Here is an 18,706-nt window from a genome sequence, read left to right on the forward strand (position 1 = left end):
CCCCCTCCCGAGGGAGGGGGCCGACGCGTCCGGCGGCGGTTCGTCCGGCCGCGGACCGGGGCGGGGGCTCAGCGGTGCCGGGCCGCGCTCACTCGTACTCGTAGGCGAGGACGCGGACCGACGCCTCGTCCTCGGCCGGGTAGAGCACGAGGACGTCGCGCTGCACCCGGCCCGCGCCGGGGAGGGCCCCGCGGCAGGAGGTGGAGCCGTCGACGGTCTCCTCGTCGGCGCCGAACGTCTCGCGGTCCTCGGCGTCGGGCCCCTCCGGGTCCGGGTAGACGCCGATGCCGTCCGCCGCGCAGAACGCCTCGGCGCCCGCGCGGTCGGTGGTGAACGACGCCTCCATGGTCCGGCGGCCGTCGCCGGTGGTCGTGGACTCCACGTCGAGGTCCCCGGCGGACTCCGGCGGGGTCAGCCCCGTGAATTCGGCGATCTGCTCGGCGGGCGCCCCGGACGGGCTCGGCTCCGGGCTGGGCTCTGGAGTGGGCACCGGCCCGGAGCCGGCGCCGCCGCACCCGGAGAGTGCGGCCGCGGCGGCCAGCGACACGGCGGCGAACGCGGTTCGGCTCATCATCCCTCGTGCCCTCCACGGGTGGTCGTCGTGGACCCCTCGACCCAGAACTCCTGGGCCAGCCCGGTCCGGTGCATGTTCCACAGGTCGTGCTCGCTGAACGGGGCGTCGATGGGGCCGACGCCGATCGCGGGGTCGGTCTTCTCCGGGTCCCAGTCGTAGTACTTCTGGACGTTGGTCCGGGAGGTGACCTCGTAGCGCCAGACGCCCTCGGGGTCGGCGGGCGGGAACACGGTGACTTCTCCGACCTGGTTGTAGTTCCAGCTGCCCAGGGTATTGATCCAGTCGGAGTCGTCGTAGATGTACTCCCCGGTTCGCGGATCGCGGCCGAAGGCGTTCCACTCGGTGCTGAAGGGGAAGGTGACCGGCCCGGTGGCGCCCTGCTCCCGCGCCTCGGCGATCGCGCTGCGGCCGATGTCGTCCTGGGCGGACTCGACCTCCTCGCGGAACTCGGGGACGTCCGCCATGAGGTCGTCCCCGTCGATCTCCATCGTCTCGCCGGAGCCGTCGAGGAAGTGCAGGAGCGCGGCGCGCGAGTTGGCCGTTCCGGGCATCAGCAGGCTGCCGTAGGCCCATTCGCGCGCAGCCTGGTGCTTGGCCTCCAGTTTGGAGCGGGTGAACGGCCAAAAGGTGTAGTCGGTGCCCGAGATGTCGTCCGGGTTCTTGGTGTCGTACTCCTCGTAGGATTCGATCGCGATGCCGGTCTCGGGGTGGTCGGGCGGCGGGGGCCATTCGGCCAGGTTCACGTCGCCGGACTCGGGGTCGCACAGCGGATCGCAGACCGGCCCCCCGCCCCCATCGGGAGGGGGCGGCGCCATCGTCCTGAGGTCCGCCGGGTCGACACCGTCCGGCCCGGCGGCTCCGTCCCGATCGGCTGCGCCGTCGGACCCGGCGGCGGTGGCCGTGCAGTCCTCCTGTGTCTCGACCCGGCAGACGGCGTCTTCGATCAGCCCGGAGACCCGGCCGGGGATCCCGGCGGTGAGGACCACGCCCGCGACGATCGCGATCAGGGCGATCACCGCCCCGTACTCCACCATGCCCGCGCCGCGGTCGGCGTGCGATGGACGCGCGGGGCGCGGATCGTTCTCATCGCGACGGCGGAGCATGGGGATCCTCCAAGATCGACGGATCGCGCATTCGGCGCAATAGGTCGAAACCCTACGATCCGCAACCGGACGGTGTCGTGAGGCCGTGGGCCCAAGCCCCCCGTCCGAGGCCCACGCCGCCCGGACGAGCGGCGTGGGCCCACGGGCCCGGGGGCGCGTGGTCCTCGCCCTCTCACCTCATCGATGCGAGCGGGTGCGGCACGCGGTTCGGCGACCCGCCGCAGAAGGCCCCGGCCCCCTCTCGTCGGGCGAGGGGGGCCGGGGCCTCCGCCGGCGGGCGAACCCGGTCAGGTCGGAACGGCCCGCACCTCACGCGTGCCCGGGGCGGCGGTGAGGACGACGCCCTCCGCGGTGTCGCGGCCCTCCGCGCTCTCCTGGGCCTCGGCGGTCGCGTGCACGCCCACCAGGAGCACGTTCCAGGCGGGCGGGTCCGGGTGGTCGGTGGTGACGGCGACCGCGCCGCCCCCGATCCGGGTCGTGAACGTCGCCGCGGGGCCCCCGTCCGGCGTGTACACGACCGTTGTCCTCTCCGCCGCGCCCGGCCCGCCGCCCGCCTCCTCCGGGGCGGTCCCGGCTCCGTACACGCGCAGGGTCACGCCGTCGAGGTGGTCGTAGTCGGGCCGGGTGTCCGTCGCGCCGACCGGCAGCACCGCCCCGGGGCGCACCAGCAGCGGCAGGGAGTCGAAGCCGTGGGATTCGCGCCGCCACCCCGGCCCGGTGACGGTCTCGCCGGTGAGGAGGCGGGTCCACTCCCCCTCGGGCACGTAGTACTCGACGGTGTCGTCGGCGCTCAGCACCGGCGCCACCAGCAGGTCGTCGCCGAGCATGTACTGGGTGTCGAGGTGGTGGCAGGAGGGATCGCCGGGGAACTCCAGCAGCATCGCCCGCATGACCGGCGTGCCCTGCTCGTGGGCCTGGACCGCGGCCCCGAACAGGTAGGGCATGAGCCGGCACTTGAGGCGGGTGAAGGAGCGCGCGACGTCGACCGCCCCCTCGTCGTCCCCGTCGAACGCCCACGGCACCCGGTAGGACCGGCTGCCGTGCAGCCGCGAGTGCGAGGACAGCAGCCCGAACGCCAGCCAGCGCTTGAACAGGGCCGGGTCGGGCGTGCCCTCGAACCCGCCGATGTCATGGCTCCAGAACCCGAACCCCGACAGCCCCAGGGACAGCCCCCCGCGCAGGCTCTCCGCCATCGCCTCGAAGGTCGAGGCGCAGTCGCCGCCCCAATGCACCGGGAACCGCTGCCCGCCGGCGGTGGCCGAGCGGGCGAACACGACCGCCTCGCCCTCGCCGCGGTGGCGCCGCAGCAGCTCGAACACGGTCTCGTTGTAGAGCTGCGTGTAGTGGTTGTGCATGCCGTAGGGGTCGGATCCGTCGGCCCACACCACATCGGTGGGGATCCGCTCGCCGAAGTCGGTCTTGAAGCAGTCGACCCCCATGTCGAGCAGCATGCGCAGCTTTCCCGCGTACCACTCCCGCGCGGCGGGGCTGGTGAAGTCGACCAGCGCCATCCCCGCCTGCCACATGTCCCACTGCCACACGGTCCCATCGGGCCGCCGCACGAGGTGGCCGAGGCGCGCGCCCTCCTCGAACAGCGCCGAGCGCTGCGCGATGTAGGGGTTGATCCACACGCATACGCGCAGCCCCCGCTCGTGCAGCCGCTCCAGCATGCCCTTGGGGTCGGGGAAGACCTCCGGGTCCCACTCGAAGTCGCACCAGTGGAACTCCCGCATCCAGAAGCAGTCGAAGTGGAACACGCTCAGCGGGATGTCGCGCTCCGCCATGCCCTCGACGAAGGCGTTGACCGTCTCCTCGTCGTAGCGGGTGGTGAAGGAGGTCGACAGCCACAGGCCGAACGACCAGGGCGGCGGCAGCGCCGGACGCCCGGTGAGCGCGGTGTACCGGGCCAGGACCTCCTTGGGTGTGGGGCCGTGCACCACGAAGAAGCGCAGCCGCTGGTCCTCGACGCTCATCTGGACCCGGCCCACCGACTCCGACCCCACCTCCAGCGACACCGGTCCCGGATGGTCGATGAAGACGCCGTACCCGCGGTTGGTCAGGTAGAACGGGACGTTCTTGTACGCCTGTTCGCTGCTGGTGCCGCCGTCGGCCTGCCACAGGTCCACGACCTGCCCGTTGCGGACGAGCGGGGTGAAGCGCTCCCCCAGCCCGTAGACCAGCTCGCGCACGCCCAAGGCGAGCCGGGTGAGCATGTGGTGCCTGCCGTCGGGGGTCTCGGCGAACCCCGTGCCCTTCGCGTCGACGGAGGTGAGGGTGCGCCCGCCGGCGCGGAAGTCGAGCCGCAACGGGCCGTCCGTCGCCACGCTCAGGGTGAGGTCCCCGCTGGTCAGCTCGACGGTGCCGGAGCCGCGGGCGGTCTCGGCCGCGGTGGCGGGGGCGGGGGTGAGGGCGTGGGCCGGGTTGGGGCGCACGCCGCCGGCGAGGTGGGTGGTCTCGACGCCGATCACGCCGGGCGCGGGCGACCAGCATTCGATGGTGATCAGCGGCGTGTTGAGGGTGTCGCCCCGGTGGTGGACCGGCTTGGCGGGCGCGTAGAGGGTGATCCGGTCGTCGGCCACGGCGGTGTCGCGGGCCTCGCGGGCGTAGTGGGCGCGCACGCCCTCCCGCATCAGCCAGAACCCGTCGGTGAACTTCATCGGGCGGCCCCCTCGGAGTGCCGCCGGATCAGTTCGCGGTACCAGTGGTAGCTGTCCTTGGGGATCCGCTCCAGGGTGTCGTAGTCGACCCGGACGATCCCGAACCGGCGCTCGTATCCGTAGGCCCATTCGAAGTTGTCCAGCAGCGACCAGACGAAGTGCCCGCGCACGTCCACCCCGGCCTCGATGGCGGCGGCGACCGCCGCGATGTGGTCGCGGAGGTAGTCGATGCGGTCGGTGTCGTTCACCCGGCCGCCGGCGTCCGGCTCGTCCGCCTCGGCCGACCCGTTCTCAGTGATGTACACCGGCGGCAGGTCGTAGCGCCGGTCGAGGTCCACGAGCAGGTCGGTGAAGGAGTCCGGCACGACCGGCCAGTCCATGGTCGTGTGGCGGACCCCTTCGATCGGCACCTCCTCGGTGCCGATGTCCATCGCGGTGCGCAGGGCGGTGTCCGGTTCCCGGTGCGGGGCGTCGCGCAGCACGGCGGGCCGGTAGAAGTTGATGCCGAGGAAGTCCAGCGGCTGCGAGATGACCTCCAGGTCGCCGTCCTCGCGGTAGGACCCGTCGGCCAGGGTGCCCCAGGTGTCGGCCTCGTTGTGCGGATAGCGGGCGTTGAGGAGGGGTTCGAGCCAGACGCGGTTGTGCAGGGTCTCGGCGCGGTCGACGGCGGCGCGGTCGGCGGCGGATTCGGTGGCGGGCAGCAGCCGGTCGAGGTTGAGCGTGATGCCGACCTCGGCGGTGCCGCCGCGGGCCGCGGCCGAGGCGCGCAGCTCCCGGGCCGCCAGCCCGTGGGCGAGCATGAGGTGGTGGGCCGCCGCCAGCGCGGGGGTGCCTTCGCGCGCGCCGGGCGCGTGCCGGCCCACGGCGTAGCCGATGAAGGCCGAGCACAGCGGCTCGTTGAGGGTGATCCAGCGCGTGATCCGGTCGCCGAGCCGGTCGGCGGTGATGCGCGCGTACTCGGCGAAGCGCTCCGCTGTGGAGCGCACCCGCCACCCGCCCTCGTCCTCCAGCTCCTGGGGCAGGTCCCAGTGGTACAGGGTGGCGATGGGTTCGATGCCGGCGGCCAGCAGCTCGTCGACGAGCCGGTCGTAGAAGGCCAGGCCCTCGGCGTTGGCGGGCCCGCGCCCCCCGGGCTGGATGCGCGGCCACGCGGTGGAGAAGCGGTAGGCGCCCACGCCCAGCTCCTTCATCAGCGCGACGTCCTCGGGGTAGCGGTGGTAGTGGTCGCAGGCGATGTCGCCGGTCTCGCCGCGCAGGACGTTGCCGGGGGTGTGCGCATAGGTGTCCCAGATGGAGGGGGTGCGGCCGCCTTCGGTGGCGGCGCCCTCGATCTGGTACGAGGCGGTGGCGGTGCCGAACAGGAAGCCGGCGGGCAGTGCGGGGAACCGATCGTCTGTCATGGTGCGCTGTCCTCGTGTCAGTGTTTCGCTGTTCTCTGGCGGACGCGCGCTGCGCGCGGGGACCGGGGCGCGACCGCGGGCGGGCCGCGGGCCGATGGGGGCCGGGTCACTTGATCGAGCCCGCCGTCATGCCGGCCGCGACGTAGCGCTGGGCGACGACCAGCAGCGCGGCGGCGGGGATGGACGACAGGGTGGCCACCGCCATCACCGCCCCCCAGTCCCCTATGTGTGCCCCGATGTACTCGTAGATGCCCAGGGTCACCGGCTTGACGGCGTCGGTGGTGTTGAGCGTGAGGGCGAACATGAAGTCGCTCCAGGCGAACAGGAACGTGAAGAGCCCGCCGGTGATCAGGGCGTTGCGGCTCATCGGCAGCACGATCCGCAGCAGCACCCGGAGCCGGCCGGCGCCGTCGACCATGCCCGCCTCCACCACTTCGCGCGGGATCGACACCATGAAGGCGCGGAGCAGGATGATCGTGAAGGGGATCCCGAGGGAGGCGTCGGCGAGGATCAGCCCGAGGTAGGAGTTGACGAGGTCGAGTTCCACGTAGGCGTTGTAGATGGCGTTGGCCACCACGATGCCGGGCACCATCTGCGTGATCAGGGTCCCGAAGACGACCGACCGGGACCCCGGCGGGCGGAACCGGGCCAGCGCGTAGGCGGCCGGCGCGGCGACGGTGAGGCACACGGCGACCGCTCCGAGCGCGACGAGCATGCTGGTGACGAGGTTGGCCCCCTGCGACTCCCAGGCGCGGACGAAGTTGCCCAGGTCGAGGCTGCGCGGGAACCAGCCGATCTCGGCCATGACGACGCCGGGCTGCAGCGCCGTGTTGACCATCCAGTACAGCGGGAACAGCAGCACGGCCAGGATCGCGGTGCCGACCACCAGGTCGGCACGGCCGCGGCGGGTCCGCGTGGTGCTGCGCATCGGTGTCATCTCCCCTCGGTGAAGCCGTCGCGGTTGGCCCGCAGGTAGATGACCGCGAAGACCATGCTGACCAGGATCAGGACGTTGCCGACGACGGCGCCCTGGCCGAAGTCGAGTTGCAGGAACGACAGCTGGTAGGTGTGGGTGCCCAGGGTCTCGGTGGCGTGCGCCGGGCCGCCGTTGGTGAGGGCGAGGATGAGGTCGAGGATCTTCACCGTCGACATGAACCCGAGCACGAGCACCACGGTCACGACCGGGCGCAGCATCGGCAGGACGACGCCGAAGAACGCGCGCACCGGCCCCGCGCCGTCGATCACCGCCGCTTCTCGGACGTCGGCCGGGATCTCCTGCAGCCCGCCGTAGAGGATGACCATGTTGAACGGGATCCCGATCCAGATGTTGACCAGGATCACCGAGATCAGGGCGGCGTCCGGGCTGCTCAGCCAGGGGATGTTGGCCGAGGTGAGCTGGAGGCCGCGCAGGATCTCGTTGGCCACGCCGGTCTCCTCGTCGAGCACGCGGCGCCAGACCGTGCCGGCCACCACCATGGGGATGAGCCAGGGCAGCAGGAGCAGGGAGCGCAGCACGCCGGACAGCGGGAACCGGCGGGAGAAGAACAGCGCGAGCGCCATGCCGATGGTGAACTGCCCGGCGAGCGAGCCCAGCGTGAACAGCAGGGTGTGCCACAGCGAGGCGCCGAACAGTTCGTCGGCGAAGACGGCCCGCCAGTTGTCCAGCCCGGTGAAGGGCGCCTCCCCGGTGAAGTACGTGGCGACGGAGTAGTCCTGGAAGCTCATCGTCACGTTGCGGATCAGCGGGTAGCCGAAGAAGGCGAGCATGTAGAGGACGGCGGGCGCGATGAACAGCCACTGCGCCGCCGATCTGCGGCGCCGTGCGGACCGGCCGTCTCCGGGGCGGCTCCGGGAGCGCTCCCGAATCGCGGACGAGGCGGCGGGTGAGGTGGTCGTCGTCATGGGGGCTCCCTCACAGCTCCGCGTCGATCTGCGCCTGCGCCTGACTGAGAGCGCTTTCCGGGGTGGCCTGACCGGTCAGGGCCGCTTGGAGCGCGGTGCCGATCGCCTGGGAGTAGGTGTTCCACTCGGTGCCCACGTACTCGGTCCGGCTGCGGGCGGTCCGCACCTGGTCGGCGAACGGAGCCAGTTCGGGCACCTCCTCGCGGTAGCCGTCGACGGCCTCGGCGTCCAGGGGGACGTTGCTGACCCGGGCCGCCCAGTCGAGCTGCGCCTCGGGGGTGGTGAGGCAGTCGATGAGGGCCGCCGCCGTCCTTTCGCGTTCGGGGCGTTCGCGGTTGAGCGGGACCGTGTAGGTCTCGCCTCCCAGCGGGGCCACCGGTGTCGCGCCCGCCTCCGGCACCGGGATCTCCACGACGCCCCAGTTCACATCGGGGTATTCGCGCAGAACCGGCATCTGCCACGGGCCGTTCACCATCATGGCCGCGTTGCCCGCCACGAACTGGTCGTTGACGTCGGCCTGCGTCCAGTTCACCGCGGAGCGCGACGCGTACCCGGCCTCGATCAGCGACGTCACGAACGTCAGCGCCTCGACCGCTTCGGGGGCGGCCAGCTCGCGTTCGTCACCGCCGTTGGACCAGAGCCACGGCAGGAACTGGTACACGCCGTCCTCGGTGGCCAGGGCGCTGATGGCCAGGCCGTAGCGGTCGCCCTCGGTGAGGGCTTCGGCGGCATCGCGCAGCTCCGCCCAGGTCTCGGGCGGCTCGATCCCGGCCTCCTCCAGCATGTCGGTGTTGTAGAAGAGGCCGAGCGAGTTCACCGAACGGGCGGCGCCGTAGTAGACGCCGTCGTAGCCGCCGAAGGACAGCGCGCCGTCGGAGAGCGTGTCGGTCGACAGGCCCAGCTCCTCCAGCGGGACCAGGCCGCCGGCCGCGGCGAACTGCGGCAGGTCCGACCCGTCCACGATCAGGACATCGGGCAGCGAGCCGGACGACGCCATGCGCAGCGCCTTGGGGACGAGCTGGTCGGCGGGCACGCTGAGCTGCTGCACGCGGACGCCGGCCTCCTCGCCGCAGCGGTCCATCTCCTCCTGGTCCCAGGAGTGGTAGGGCTCATCGGTGGCGGAGTTCATGATCGTGAACACGCCGGGATCCGGCTCCGCGGCGCAGCCGGCGGCGGTGACGGCCAGCGCCGCGGCAACGGCGGCGAGCGGCAGGGGGCGCGGGGAACGGGGGATGGCGGGGTCGGGGGGTCGGTGGGGCATGTGCGTTCTCCGTCCTCGGGACGGCGGATGGGCGGTGGATTCAGCGCGGGGGCGCCAGGGTGCCCCCGCGGGTGAGCCGGGGCGGGATCAGGATGCCGCTCCCCGGATCGGGGGCCTCGCTGTCCGAACGCGAGGCGGCGGCGACGGCCAGCCGGGTCACGGCGGCCGACATCTCCGGTACGGGCAGCTCGATGCGGGTGGTGTCGAGTCCGCCGAGGTCTTCGGGAAAGTTGCCGATGGCGATGAGCGACACGTCGCGCGGCACCTCCAGGCCGCGGCGGGAGAGGTGGCGCAGGATGCCGGGGATCGCGGCGGGGTGCTGGACGGCCAGGCCGGTGGGCGGGTCGGGCGCGGCCAGCAGCGCGTCGATCCGGCGGGCCAGCTCGGCGGGGTCCGGGCTGGAAGGGTGGACGGGCGCGGACACGCCGAGGCCGGCCGCCGCGCGGCGGGCGCCGTCGATGCCGCGGACGGAGTAGCTGCGGCGGGTGCGGATATCGGCCTCGACCGTGGCGAGGTAGCGGATGCGCCGGTGCCCGGAGTCGTGGAGGGTGCGCACCGCCAGCGCGGCGGCCGCGGCCCAGTCGAGATCGGCCCAGGGGGCGGCGGCCTCGTCGGCGGGGCGGCCCAGCAGGGCGACCGGCAGGCCGAGGCCGCGCATGGCGTCGATGCGGGGGTCCTCCATCTCGACGCCCATGAGCACCGCGGCGTCGGCCAGCCGGCTGCGCGCGACGCGCTCCAGCCCGGATCCTCCGTCGCCGGCGGTGATGAGCAGGAGGTCGTGGCCGTGTTCGCGGGCCGCCTCGCTGAGCCCGTACATGAAGCGCCCGCCCACCGGCAGGTAGCCGCGTGAGGGCAGCGGCAGGGACAGGGCGATGACGTTGGTGCGCGTACTGCGCAGCGACCGCGCGCCGGCGTTGGGGTGGTAGCCCAGTTCGGCGATCGCGGCGCGCACGGCGTCGCCGGTCTCGGCCGAGATCTTCCGCGATCCGCTCAGCACATAGGAGACCGTGGAGGGCGCTACTCCGGCCGCCCGGGCGACATCCTTGATCGTCACCACAACCGGCCTCCCGCCGTCGACCGCGCCGGACGATCCGCCCCGCCCGGGCGGGGCGGTGTCGAATCGATTCACCTCATGGGGATCGTAAGAACCCGGCGCCCACCGGTCAATGCCCCGCCGCGGCCCGCCCGCGGGACGGCGGCCCGGGCACCGCCGAAGCGAGGGCTTTACCCTCCCTTTGCCAGGAATGACGCCGAGGGATATCGTTTCTCACGTTCATGTTTTTTGGTGGGGCGGCTGGCGGCCCGCCTTGTCCGGGATGGAACAGCGGTGGATCTGGAAGCGACTCAGGTAATGCACAGGAGCGGGCAATTCGGCGCCGAGGAGGAGCCCGCCCCGGCCCCCTGGGAGGCGGTGGCGCGCGACCGCCTGGGCGGGGCGATGCGGCGGTTCGCCGGCCCCCTGGCCGAGCTCGTGGAGCGCGGCGCGAACGAAGGCGACACCCGCCTCCTGGTGACGGATTTCCTGAGCGACGCCCTCAATTACAACAAGTACGGCGAACTGACCACGGAATACCGCACCAAGGGTGAATCCGTCGATTACGGGATCGTCCTCGACGACGAATTGTTCGCCCTCGTCGAAGTGAAACCCGCCGGGCAGAGCCTGGACCACCGCAACCTCCGCCAGGCGAAACTACAGGCCGTGTCCGAGAGCGTGAAGTGGGTGATCCTCACCAACGGCTCCGTGTGGCAGGTCCACCACCTCCCCCACGACGAGTCCGGCATGTCCGAACTGATCATCGACGTCGACGTGCTCGACGAAGACGAGGACGCGCGCGCCGTCACCGTCGACGCGCTGTTCCACCTCAGCCGCGAAGCCGTGCAGAACGGCCGCCTCGGCGACCTCCGCAAGTGGCGTGCGGCCCTGGGCCCGGCCCCGCTCGCCGACGCGCTGCGCAGCACGTCCGTGGTGACCGCCATCCGCGCCGAACTCCGGCGCCGCACCGAGCACGCGGGCCACGCGGGCGACTCCGACGAGATCATCCGCGCCCTGACCGACGACGTCATCGCCCGCGGCCTCCTCGACCAGGGCTAGCGGCCGCCGGGCAGCCGGCCGCGCGGGTCCAGCGCGGTGTCGTCGGCCGCGGCACGGCCCGATTCCCAGCCCTCGTGGTCATGGACGCCGCGGACCCTGCCCCGCACGGTCTGCGGGAACAGGTCCTCCGTGGCGTCCTCGACCTGCCGGTCGCGCGCGGCCAGAACGGGCAGCAGGTCGCCGCCCGGCCGCTCTTCGGCGGCCCGCCGCTCCTCGGCTCCGGCCGCCGCGCGCAGCCGCTCGCCGATGCGCTGGGCGAACGCGTGCAGGAACGAGTGGCGGAACGCCTTGCGGCGGCCGCCGGCCATGGTCCCGGTGGCCTGCACCAGCAGTGAGGTGAACATCAGCTCCACCGCGTCCAGTTCACCGGGGAACCCGACCACCGTGCACCAGCCGAGGTCCTGGTCCCACACGGCGCGGCAGCCGTTGGCCTCGGCCACGGTGTCGAGCAGAACCGCCTTCGCGTCGGGGTAGGGGTCGTCGACCGGGATGCGCCTGCCGACCGGCCCGCCGGTGTCGCCGGCCTCCGCCGCGGCCAGCAGCGCCTCGTCGATCCGGTGCCGCGCCATGAGCTCCTGCGCGCGGGCCGTGAGCGCATCGGCCTCGGCGGGGAATCCGGTGCTCTCGGCCTTGCCGAGCAGCGCCCGGACCTTGTCGAGCATGCGCCGGTCCACCGACGCGGCGCCCGCGGCCGCCGACGGTGCGGCGGTGCGCCGCGCCCGGCCCGGCGGCGGCCGCAGCAGGGTGATCCGCGGCAGCCGCGAGAGCACGTGCAGCGCCTCCACCGCGGCCTCGATCCACTCGGCGCGCAGGGCGCCGGCGCGGCGCGTCCACGCGCGGACGTACGCGTCGTCGCCGTCCCACCATTGGTGTGCGCCGACCGACGCGAGCTGCGCGTCCCAACTCGCGTCGATGGTCCGCGGGTCGTATCGGCGCAGCTCGGCCGCCATCATGTCGGCGGCCACGCCGGCCTGCCGCTCGCCGGCGGCGCGCCGCACGTGGCGGACGAGTTCGGCCGGCTGCCAGCCCCTGTGCCAGGCCGAGGTGGTGGTGGCGACCAGCCGGGAGACGAGTGCGCGGTCGGCGTCGTCGCACGACCGCTCATCGGGCCGGGCGGTGAGCTGGTCGAGGTACCACCGCACCCCGGCGTGGTCGCCCCGGCCGTGCGCGTCCAGCGCGGCGCCGATCAGGTCGTCGCGCACCGCCGCCTCGGGCGCGGGGGCGGCGCCGGAGCGCGTCCCGCCGCCGGCCGCCGGGTCGCGCGCGGCGGAACCGCGCCCCCGGCCGTCGCCCTTGTGCCGCCCGGCACGTCCGCGCCCCTGATCGGCCCTGCCCACTGGTCCCCCATTCCGCCATGGGCGCGCCGCGTGCCCTGGTACGCCCATGGTCCCAGCTTCCGGTGGACCACCGCAGCGCCGTCCCCCCGGGGGTAGCGTGAGAGCCCGGTGCAACGGGGAAAGGACCCAAGGACTCATGAGCGCTTCGAACCTGCCCGCCGAGGTGGATCCGGCGACCGCGAAGGCGGCGGTCGCGGCGTCCCGCGGCTCGGTCGTGGACGGACTCGCCTCCCGGATCGGCGGCGCGCTCAGCGCGCACACCGTCTACGGCGCCCCGATCGAGTGCGCGGGGGTCACGGTGGTCCCCGTGACCAAGGTCGCGTTCGGCTTCGGCGGCGGTTCGGGCGAGGGGACCGCGGACGCCCCGGGGTCGGGCGACGGAGCGGGCGGCGGCGGGACGGCCGTCCCCGTCGGCTTCATCGAGATCAAGGACGGCGGGGCGGCGTTCGTGCCGATCCGCCGGCCGGCCAAGGCGATCGTCATCCCGCTGGCGCTGATCGCCGGCGCGACGGCGATCAGCGTGGTCGCCACCGTCATGAAACGCGCCGCCGCGTCCCGGGGGTGACCGCGGGGCGCCCCCGCACGCCCGCCCGCTCCGGCGATCCGGACGGCCCCGTGGACGGTGCGCCACGACCGCGCTCCCGCGGTGGGATCATGGGCGGTGGGGCGGCGCCGCCCCATGCGGCCATTCGAGGGGGCGGTACGGGCGTGGACATCCATCGGCTGGCGGTGCGGATCCGCGGGGAGGTCCTGGGGCCGGCGAGCGCGGCGGCGGTCGCCCGGCAGATCGAGGGCATCGAACGGCTGCTCGCCGGCCATGCCGACGCCTTCGGCTACGACCACGAGCGGCTGAGCGGGGAGCAGGCCGACGCCCTGGCGGAGAACCTCCTCGCCGAGCGCGACCTGCCGGTGGTCGAGGCCGACGACATCCGCGACATCCACGAGGCGCACGAGGCGGGGGCGGTGCCGCACAACAGCGACATCACCGTCCTGGCCGTCGACCCCGCGACCTGGGGCCACTACGCGGTCATGAGCGCCGGTGAGGCGGAGCAGCGCGCCTTCCGCGTCGTCTACACCGCGGCGCAGCTCGCCGAACGCCTCGGCGGCCGCGAGCTGACCGACGACCTCGCCGAGGAGATCTCCTGGGAGGTCACCAGTGAGGTCTCCCCGGCCTGACCGGTTCGCGGGACCGCGGGCCGTCAGTCGTCGGGCACGGGCCGCGCCGCGGGGAAGCGGCCCTCGTTGATGGCGACCTTCTCGCGGAGCGCGGCCTCCAGGTCGACATCGAGCACGTCGGCGAGCCGCAGCAGGTAGCTGAAGACGTCGGCCATCTCCAAGCGGACCGCGCGCGCCTTGTCGGGATCGTCCATGACCCGGTCCGACTCCCCGGGTTCGAGCCACTGGAACTCCGCGGCCAGTTCCCCCGCCTCACCGGTCAGGGCCATCGCGAGGTTCTTGGGCGTGTGGAAGGGGCCCCAGTCGCGGCGCTCGGCGAAGTCCGCCAGCAGGAGTTGCAGCTCGGTTATGCTCACACGGCGGTTTCTACCATCTCCGCGGGCCGCGCGGCGCGCCTGGCCGCGTCGTGCGCACCCCCGCCCCCGCCCCCCGGGTATCCGGATCGGCGACATTTCCGCCCCCGATGCAACCGGAACGCGGGCCCGGCCGTCTGATGCTGTCGCGGCGGCCATCCGGTCCGGCACGTTCCTCCGCCGCCGGACGCGCCCCGCAGCCACACCCGCAACCAGCACGCGAAGGCCGACGATGAACCAGCTCCAGTCGCTCACCCACCTCACCGTGCGCCAGCGCGTCCGGATGATGGTCAACCAGTACGAGGTACACGCCACCGCGCCCGACGGCGGCGAAGGCCCCCTGCTGGCGTTCGCCCAGCAGAAACGGCTGGCGTTCAAGGAGCAGGTCACGCTCTACACCGACGACTCCAAGCAGTACCCCGTTCTGGGCTTCAAGGCCCGCCAGGCCATCGACCTGGGTGCGACCTACGACGTGTTCGACGCGTCGGGGCAGCCCGTCGGCCTGTTCCGCAAGGACTTCAAGCGGTCGCTGCTGCGCAGCACCTGGCACGTCGAGCAGCCCGGCCTGCCGCCGATCGTCGGCCAGGAGCGCAACGGGGCGCTGGCGGTGCTGCGCAGGCTCTTCGAAGCGGCCCAGATCATCCCGTACCACTTCGACTTCACGATCCAGGGCACGCCGGTGTTCAGCGTCGACAAGCGTTTCGGCCTGCGCGACCGGTACACGGTCGAGATCCACGACCGCAACATCGACCGCCGCCTCGTCATCGCCATGGCCGTCGCCCTGGACGCGCTCCAGGAGCGCTGACGCGCGCGCCGGATACGGCGGGGGCGCTGCCCGCCGTATCCGGATGGACACACGATCATTACCCCTGATTCCCCGTGTCCTTCTTCCATTGACCGGCCGATTCCCTTATTACTCAGGGGTCACATCGTGTTGGACGGAAGGGAATCCCCCACATGCGTCACCCCGCTCGACGTATCGGCCAGTCCTTCGTCGCGATCGCCGCGGCGGCCCTGGTGTCCCTCACCGGAGCCGGCGTCGCCAACGCCGCCCTGCCCCCCGCCGAACTGCAGCGCGTCACCGACCAGTACCTCTTCACCGACTCCATCACCACGTTCATCGCGACCCGCGACCAGGCCCCCTACTCCGACCAGCTCGACTGGAGCAGCGACTCCTGCAGCTGGTCGCCCGATTCCCCCCTGGGGTTCGACTTCGACCCCTCGTGCAAGCGACACGACTTCGGCTACCGCAACTACAAGCTCCAGTCCCGCTTCAACGAGGACACCCGGCTGCGCATCGACGACCACTTCCGCGACGACCTCTACAACGAGTGCGGCGGCAACTGGCTGTGCCGTGGCACCGCGGACATCTACTACAACGCCGTGCGCGAGTTCGGCGCCTCCAGCACCAGCACCGCCGACGCCCTGACCCGGGCCGGCACCGAGGACACCGTGCGCGCCCTCGCCGCCACCACGGAGTCCCTGGAGCACGCCGACACCCAGGCCGAGGCCGACCGCCTGCTCACCGCATTCGAGCAGGGCAACGACGTCGACATCCGTCGCGGCTACCCGGTCGCCGACTAGGTCCCGCGCTCTCCCGCCCGGCCGCTCCGGCCCGGCCGCACGGCTCCGGCGCACCGCGCCGGGGCCGTCGCCCGGCCGGCCGTGCGGCCGGCCGGTACGGCCGGAAGGTCAGCGGGCCTGGCAGGCGGGGCACCGGTAGAGGGTGCGCGCGGCCAGCTCGGCCTGCACGACCGCGGTGCCGCAGATCCGGCAGGGCTCGCCGGTGCGGTAGCAGACGTAGAGGGTGTCGGGCCGCGGAACCGGAAGGGCCGCGGGGTCGGGCCGGTGCTCGGGGCGGGTGGTGATGATGTAGCCGTCGCGCACGCCGTCCTGGAGCAGCGCGGTGAGGTCGGCCCACAGCGCGTCCCATTCGGCGCGGGTGATCTCGCGCCCGGGGCGGTAAGGGTCGATTCCAGCGCGGAAGAGCGATTCCGCCCGGTAGATGTTGCCGATCCCGGCGATGACGTCCTGGCGCATCAGCAGCGCGGCGATGGTGGTGCGCGACCGGCTGATGGTGCGCCAGGCGCGCTCGGGGTCGGCGTCGGGGCGCAGCGGGTCGGGGCCCAGGCGCGCCCGCGCGGCCTCCTTCTCCTCCTCGGTGATGACCTCGCAGGCCGAGGGGCCGCGCAGGTCCGCCCAGCCCGACGCCGTCACGATCCGGGCCCGGACGGTGCCCACCGGCGCGGGGGCCAGGACGAAGCCGTCGGGGTCGCGCATCAGGTCGCGCTTTTCGCCGCCCGGCACCCGGGGTGCGCCGAGGTGGCGCTCGCCGTCGGCGTCGCCGAAGGTCCACGCCCCGTACAGCCCCAGGTGCACGCGCAGCCGGTCACCGGAGTCGAACGCCAGGAACAGCTGCTTGCCGTGCGCTTCGGCCTCGGCGAGGGTACGGCCGTCGATGCGCCGCGCGCCGTCGGCGAACCGCCCCTGGGGGCTCGTCACCCGCACCCGGGAGCCGCCGAAGTGCTTGGTGAAATGCGCGGCCAGGCGGTGCAGGGTGTGGCCTTCGGGCACGTGCGTCCTCCCCGTGTGCTCACCGGGCCGCGGCGGCCCGGACGATGCGCACTCTATCGGGGCGTCCGGGCGCTTCGACGGGCGCGGACGGATGTGATCACCCGGTCGCGGACCCGCCTAAAGTGAAGGCATCCCACCCGATTGACGCGCCCGTGAGAAGAAGATTCCCTGATGACCGACGTGCCCGCCGCCACGAAGATCTCCTCTACCAGCCGACTGAGTCTCGGCTATCTGATGTTCCTCAGCCGCTGGCTACAGGTGCCCCTGTACCTCGGCCTCATCGTCGCCCAGCTGGTGTACGTCTGGCTGTTCATGCTGGAGCTGTGGCACCTCATCCATGAGGTCGCGCTGGGCAACGTCGACGAGACCGCCATCATGCTGATCATCCTCGGCCTGGTCGACGTCGTGATGGTGGCCAACCTGCTGATCATGGTGATCGTCGGCGGATACGAGACCTTCGTTTCGCGGATCAACCTCGACGGCCACCCCGACCAGCCCGAATGGCTCGACCACGTCAACGCCAACATCCTCAAGGTCAAGCTGGCCACGGCGATCATCGGGATCTCCTCGATCCACCTGCTCAAGACGTTCATCGAGGCCGCGCGCACCGAATCCGACACCATGCTCTGGCAGACCGTGCTGCACCTGACCTTCGTGGTGTCGGCGCTGGCGCTGGCGCTGATCGACCGCATGCTGAGCCCGTCGGTCGCCCGGGTGGCCCGCGAACGGCAGGCCGCCCGCCAGGACCGCGAGGACCACGAGGACGCACGCGTCTGACCCCGCCGGCCGGGCGGATCAGGGCCGGGTGCGGTCCAGCGTGCGCAGCGCGGTCCAGAGCTCGGTGCGGTAGTCGGGATCATCGAGGTCGCCGGGGAGGAGTTCGCGGATCCGCGTGATGCGGTACCGCAGCGTGTGCCGGTGCACCCCGAGGGTGTCGGCCGCGGCGTCCCAGCGCCCCGCCGCGGCCAGGTAGGCGCGCAGGGACGCCACCAGATCGTCGCCCGTGCGGTGCGACAGCAGCGGGGCGAGCAGGTCCCGGGCGATGCGCGCGCCCGCGGGGGTCGCGGCCAGGCCGAGGAAGCCGCCGGGCAGGTCGGCCGCGCGGACCAGGGCGGCGCCGTCGGCGCGCGCGGCGTCGAGCGCCCGCTCCGCCTGGGCCCGCGCAGCGGGCAGCGCCGCATAGGTGCCCGGATCGGCGGCGCCCACCGGGCCCCCGGTGACCCGGGCCAGGACCGCCCCCGGGTCGGCGGAGGCGGCGCCGAGCACCGTGAGGTATCCGCCGGCCTCGGCGACCAGGCAGCCGTCCAGCGCGGGATCCCACACGGGGCCCTGCCCTCCGGCGGCGTCGGTCACGGCCAGGGCCACGGGTTCGGCGGGCAGCGCGGCGCGCAGCCGTGCCGCGGAATCGCGGCCGAGGTCGACCGCGCCGTCGAGCAGCGCTTCCAGCAGCCCGCCGCGCAGCTCCTCGGCACGGCCGGGCGCGGTGCGCTCCAGTTCCAGGGAGAGCAGGGAGACGGCGGCGTTGACCAGCGTGCGCTGGTCGGCGCCGAGCCGGTGCCCGGCGCCCACCGCCAGGAAACCGCGCACCCGTCCGCCGACTCCCAGCGGCTGGAGGGCGACGTTCTCGCCCTCCGCCGCCACCGCGGCGCCGGCGCGCTGCCGGGAGCCGCGCAGCCGCCGCACCTCCCCCGCCAAGGCCGGGGCGCGCGAGGCGGCCGCCGCGGGGGCCGCGTGGCGCAGCGTTCCGTCGGCGTCGAACAGGAGGACCCAGGCGTCCAGCTCGGCCCGCAACCGGTCGGCCACCGGCCCGGCGCCGCGCAGGGCCGCCTGCGTGAGCTGCCGCTGCGCCGCGAACGCACGGGTCAGCCCTTCGTACTCCTCGCGTGCGAGGAGGCGCGAGACCTCCTTGCCGACCGCCATGAACGGGGTGGAGCGCGATACTTCGATGAGCGGCAGGGCCGCGGCGTCGGCGGCGTCGACGAGCCGCGCGGGGACCTGGTCGTGCGCCACCCCGACGCCGAACCCGAGCCCGGTGACCCCGCGCTCCACGAGGCGGCGGACGTAGTCGCGGGCGGTCTGGCCGTCGTCGTCGCCGGGCCAGCGGATACCGGTGGTGAGCACAAGTTCGCCGCCCTCGAGGAACGGCGTGGGGTCGGTCAGCTCGCTGACGGCCACCCAGCGGACGGGCCGGTCGAGGCCGTGTTCGCGGGTGAGGAGGCGCAGTCCCAGGCGCGGGGTGCGCAGCAGGGCGCCCAGCGTTGGCGGCACACGGTCCCC

At 73.2% G+C, this 18,706-nt stretch carries 18 protein-coding genes; 6 read left to right on the top strand and 12 right to left on the bottom strand.

What is annotated here, in order from left to right; genetic code table 11:
* Positions 1-88: 88 nt before the first annotated feature.
* The 8 genes from ACFO4E_RS00005 to ACFO4E_RS00040 all read right to left on the bottom strand — a co-directional run bounded on the left by ACFO4E_RS00005 (position 89) and on the right by ACFO4E_RS00040 (position 9,951).
* A complete protein-coding gene (locus tag ACFO4E_RS00005; RefSeq protein WP_378570214.1) occupies positions 89-574 on the bottom strand; it encodes a hypothetical protein in 486 nt (161 codons plus the stop codon).
* The gene (locus tag ACFO4E_RS00010; RefSeq protein ID WP_378570216.1) at positions 571-1,677 is read right to left on the bottom strand and encodes a Flp family type IVb pilin; all 1,107 of its coding nucleotides are present in this window, start codon (positions 1,675-1,677) and stop codon (positions 571-573) included. The genes ACFO4E_RS00005 and ACFO4E_RS00010 overlap by 4 nt, the downstream gene beginning before the upstream one ends.
* A 287-nt stretch (positions 1,678-1,964) precedes the next feature.
* Positions 1,965-4,334 carry an alpha-xylosidase gene (gene yicI / locus ACFO4E_RS00015; RefSeq protein ID WP_378570218.1) on the bottom strand — a complete coding sequence of 790 codons (2,370 nt, stop codon included), beginning with the start codon at positions 4,332-4,334 and terminating at the stop codon, positions 1,965-1,967.
* Complete coding sequence (locus ACFO4E_RS00020; RefSeq protein ID WP_378570220.1) at positions 4,331-5,734, bottom strand: GH1 family beta-glucosidase; 1,404 nt, start codon at positions 5,732-5,734, stop codon at positions 4,331-4,333. Before ACFO4E_RS00020 ends, yicI begins: the two co-directional genes overlap by 4 nt.
* Before the next feature lie 106 nt (positions 5,735-5,840).
* Positions 5,841-6,662 (bottom strand): carbohydrate ABC transporter permease, encoded by an 822-nt coding sequence (locus ACFO4E_RS00025; RefSeq protein ID WP_378570222.1) that lies wholly within the window; start codon positions 6,660-6,662, stop codon positions 5,841-5,843.
* Positions 6,663-6,667: 5 nt separating this feature from the next.
* The gene (locus tag ACFO4E_RS00030) at positions 6,668-7,501 is read right to left on the bottom strand and encodes a carbohydrate ABC transporter permease (protein ID WP_465263117.1); all 834 of its coding nucleotides are present in this window, start codon (positions 7,499-7,501) and stop codon (positions 6,668-6,670) included.
* A 145-nt stretch (positions 7,502-7,646) separates the two neighbouring features.
* The gene (locus ACFO4E_RS00035; RefSeq protein ID WP_378570226.1) at positions 7,647-8,897 is read right to left on the bottom strand and encodes a sugar ABC transporter substrate-binding protein; all 1,251 of its coding nucleotides are present in this window, start codon (positions 8,895-8,897) and stop codon (positions 7,647-7,649) included.
* Between the two features lie 40 nt (positions 8,898-8,937).
* A complete protein-coding gene (locus ACFO4E_RS00040; RefSeq protein WP_378570228.1) occupies positions 8,938-9,951 on the bottom strand; it encodes a LacI family DNA-binding transcriptional regulator in 1,014 nt (337 codons plus the stop codon).
* Positions 9,952-10,248: 297 nt separating this feature from the next.
* Here ACFO4E_RS00040 and ACFO4E_RS00045 point away from each other — a divergent pair, with 297 nt between their 5' ends.
* Positions 10,249-10,989 carry a hypothetical protein gene (locus ACFO4E_RS00045; RefSeq protein ID WP_378570230.1) on the top strand — a complete coding sequence of 247 codons (741 nt, stop codon included), beginning with the start codon at positions 10,249-10,251 and terminating at the stop codon, positions 10,987-10,989.
* On the opposite strand, the gene ACFO4E_RS00050 is transcribed toward ACFO4E_RS00045, so the two are convergent.
* Complete coding sequence (locus ACFO4E_RS00050; RefSeq protein ID WP_378570232.1) at positions 10,986-12,326, bottom strand: DUF2786 domain-containing protein; 1,341 nt, start codon at positions 12,324-12,326, stop codon at positions 10,986-10,988. The genes ACFO4E_RS00045 and ACFO4E_RS00050 overlap by 4 nt on opposite strands.
* A gap of 136 nt (positions 12,327-12,462) precedes the next feature.
* On the opposite strand from ACFO4E_RS00050, the gene ACFO4E_RS00055 reads away from it, so the two are divergent.
* Together ACFO4E_RS00055 and ACFO4E_RS00060 are read left to right on the top strand one after the other, a co-directional pair.
* Complete coding sequence (locus tag ACFO4E_RS00055; protein ID WP_378570234.1) at positions 12,463-12,891, top strand: spore germination protein GerW family protein; 429 nt, start codon at positions 12,463-12,465, stop codon at positions 12,889-12,891.
* A gap of 143 nt (positions 12,892-13,034) precedes the next feature.
* Positions 13,035-13,502, top strand: a complete 468-nt coding sequence (locus ACFO4E_RS00060) for a hypothetical protein (protein ID WP_378570236.1) — start codon at positions 13,035-13,037, stop codon at positions 13,500-13,502.
* Positions 13,503-13,525: 23 nt separating this feature from the next.
* On the opposite strand, the gene ACFO4E_RS00065 is transcribed toward ACFO4E_RS00060, so the two are convergent.
* Positions 13,526-13,858, bottom strand: coding sequence for a nucleotide pyrophosphohydrolase (locus ACFO4E_RS00065; protein WP_378570238.1), 333 nt, complete (start codon positions 13,856-13,858; stop codon positions 13,526-13,528).
* Between the two features lie 229 nt (positions 13,859-14,087).
* Between ACFO4E_RS00065 and ACFO4E_RS00070 the strand changes: the two genes are divergently transcribed.
* Positions 14,088-14,660: an LURP-one-related family protein gene (locus ACFO4E_RS00070; protein ID WP_378570240.1), complete on the top strand. Its 573-nt coding sequence runs from the start codon at positions 14,088-14,090 to the stop codon at positions 14,658-14,660.
* A 152-nt stretch (positions 14,661-14,812) separates the two neighbouring features.
* Positions 14,813-15,439, top strand: a complete 627-nt coding sequence (locus tag ACFO4E_RS00075; RefSeq protein WP_378570242.1) for a phospholipase — start codon at positions 14,813-14,815, stop codon at positions 15,437-15,439.
* A gap of 108 nt (positions 15,440-15,547) precedes the next feature.
* Here the strand turns inward: ACFO4E_RS00075 and ACFO4E_RS00080 are convergent, their stop codons facing one another.
* Positions 15,548-16,429 (bottom strand): Fpg/Nei family DNA glycosylase, encoded by an 882-nt coding sequence (locus tag ACFO4E_RS00080; protein ID WP_378570244.1) that lies wholly within the window; start codon positions 16,427-16,429, stop codon positions 15,548-15,550.
* 171 nt (positions 16,430-16,600) lie between these two features.
* Between ACFO4E_RS00080 and ACFO4E_RS00085 the strand changes: the two genes are divergently transcribed.
* Positions 16,601-17,206 carry a TIGR00645 family protein gene (locus ACFO4E_RS00085; RefSeq protein ID WP_378570246.1) on the top strand — a complete coding sequence of 202 codons (606 nt, stop codon included), beginning with the start codon at positions 16,601-16,603 and terminating at the stop codon, positions 17,204-17,206.
* A gap of 18 nt (positions 17,207-17,224) precedes the next feature.
* On the opposite strand, the gene ACFO4E_RS00090 is transcribed toward ACFO4E_RS00085, so the two are convergent.
* Complete coding sequence (locus tag ACFO4E_RS00090; protein ID WP_378570248.1) at positions 17,225-18,697, bottom strand: PucR family transcriptional regulator ligand-binding domain-containing protein; 1,473 nt, start codon at positions 18,695-18,697, stop codon at positions 17,225-17,227.
* Positions 18,698-18,706 lie beyond the last annotated feature (9 nt).

It is taken from the genome of Nocardiopsis mangrovi, from assembly GCF_042653925.1.
Classification (GTDB): domain Bacteria; phylum Actinomycetota; class Actinomycetes; order Streptosporangiales; family Streptosporangiaceae; genus Nocardiopsis_B; species Nocardiopsis_B mangrovi.

Bases quoted from the DNA above. Each gene is read 5' to 3' on its own strand.
- ACFO4E_RS00005 (WP_378570214.1), bottom strand. From the start codon at position 574: ATGATGAGCCGAACCGCGTTCGCCGCCGTGTCGCTGGCCGCCGCGGCC.
- ACFO4E_RS00010 (WP_378570216.1), bottom strand. From the start codon at position 1,677: ATGCTCCGCCGTCGCGATGAGAACGATCCGCGCCCCGCGCGTCCATCG.
- yicI (WP_378570218.1), bottom strand. From the start codon at position 4,334: ATGAAGTTCACCGACGGGTTCTGGCTGATGCGGGAGGGCGTGCGCGCC.
- ACFO4E_RS00020 (WP_378570220.1), bottom strand. From the start codon at position 5,734: ATGACAGACGATCGGTTCCCCGCACTGCCCGCCGGCTTCCTGTTCGGC.
- ACFO4E_RS00025 (WP_378570222.1), bottom strand. From the start codon at position 6,662: ATGCGCAGCACCACGCGGACCCGCCGCGGCCGTGCCGACCTGGTGGTC.
- ACFO4E_RS00030 (WP_465263117.1), bottom strand. From the start codon at position 7,501: ATGCTCGCCTTCTTCGGCTACCCGCTGATCCGCAACGTGACGATGAGC.
- ACFO4E_RS00035 (WP_378570226.1), bottom strand. From the start codon at position 8,897: ATGCCCCACCGACCCCCCGACCCCGCCATCCCCCGTTCCCCGCGCCCC.
- ACFO4E_RS00045 (WP_378570230.1), top strand. From the start codon at position 10,249: ATGCACAGGAGCGGGCAATTCGGCGCCGAGGAGGAGCCCGCCCCGGCC.
- ACFO4E_RS00055 (WP_378570234.1), top strand. From the start codon at position 12,463: ATGAGCGCTTCGAACCTGCCCGCCGAGGTGGATCCGGCGACCGCGAAG.
- ACFO4E_RS00070 (WP_378570240.1), top strand. From the start codon at position 14,088: ATGAACCAGCTCCAGTCGCTCACCCACCTCACCGTGCGCCAGCGCGTC.
- ACFO4E_RS00075 (WP_378570242.1), top strand. From the start codon at position 14,813: ATGCGTCACCCCGCTCGACGTATCGGCCAGTCCTTCGTCGCGATCGCC.
- ACFO4E_RS00085 (WP_378570246.1), top strand. From the start codon at position 16,601: ATGACCGACGTGCCCGCCGCCACGAAGATCTCCTCTACCAGCCGACTG.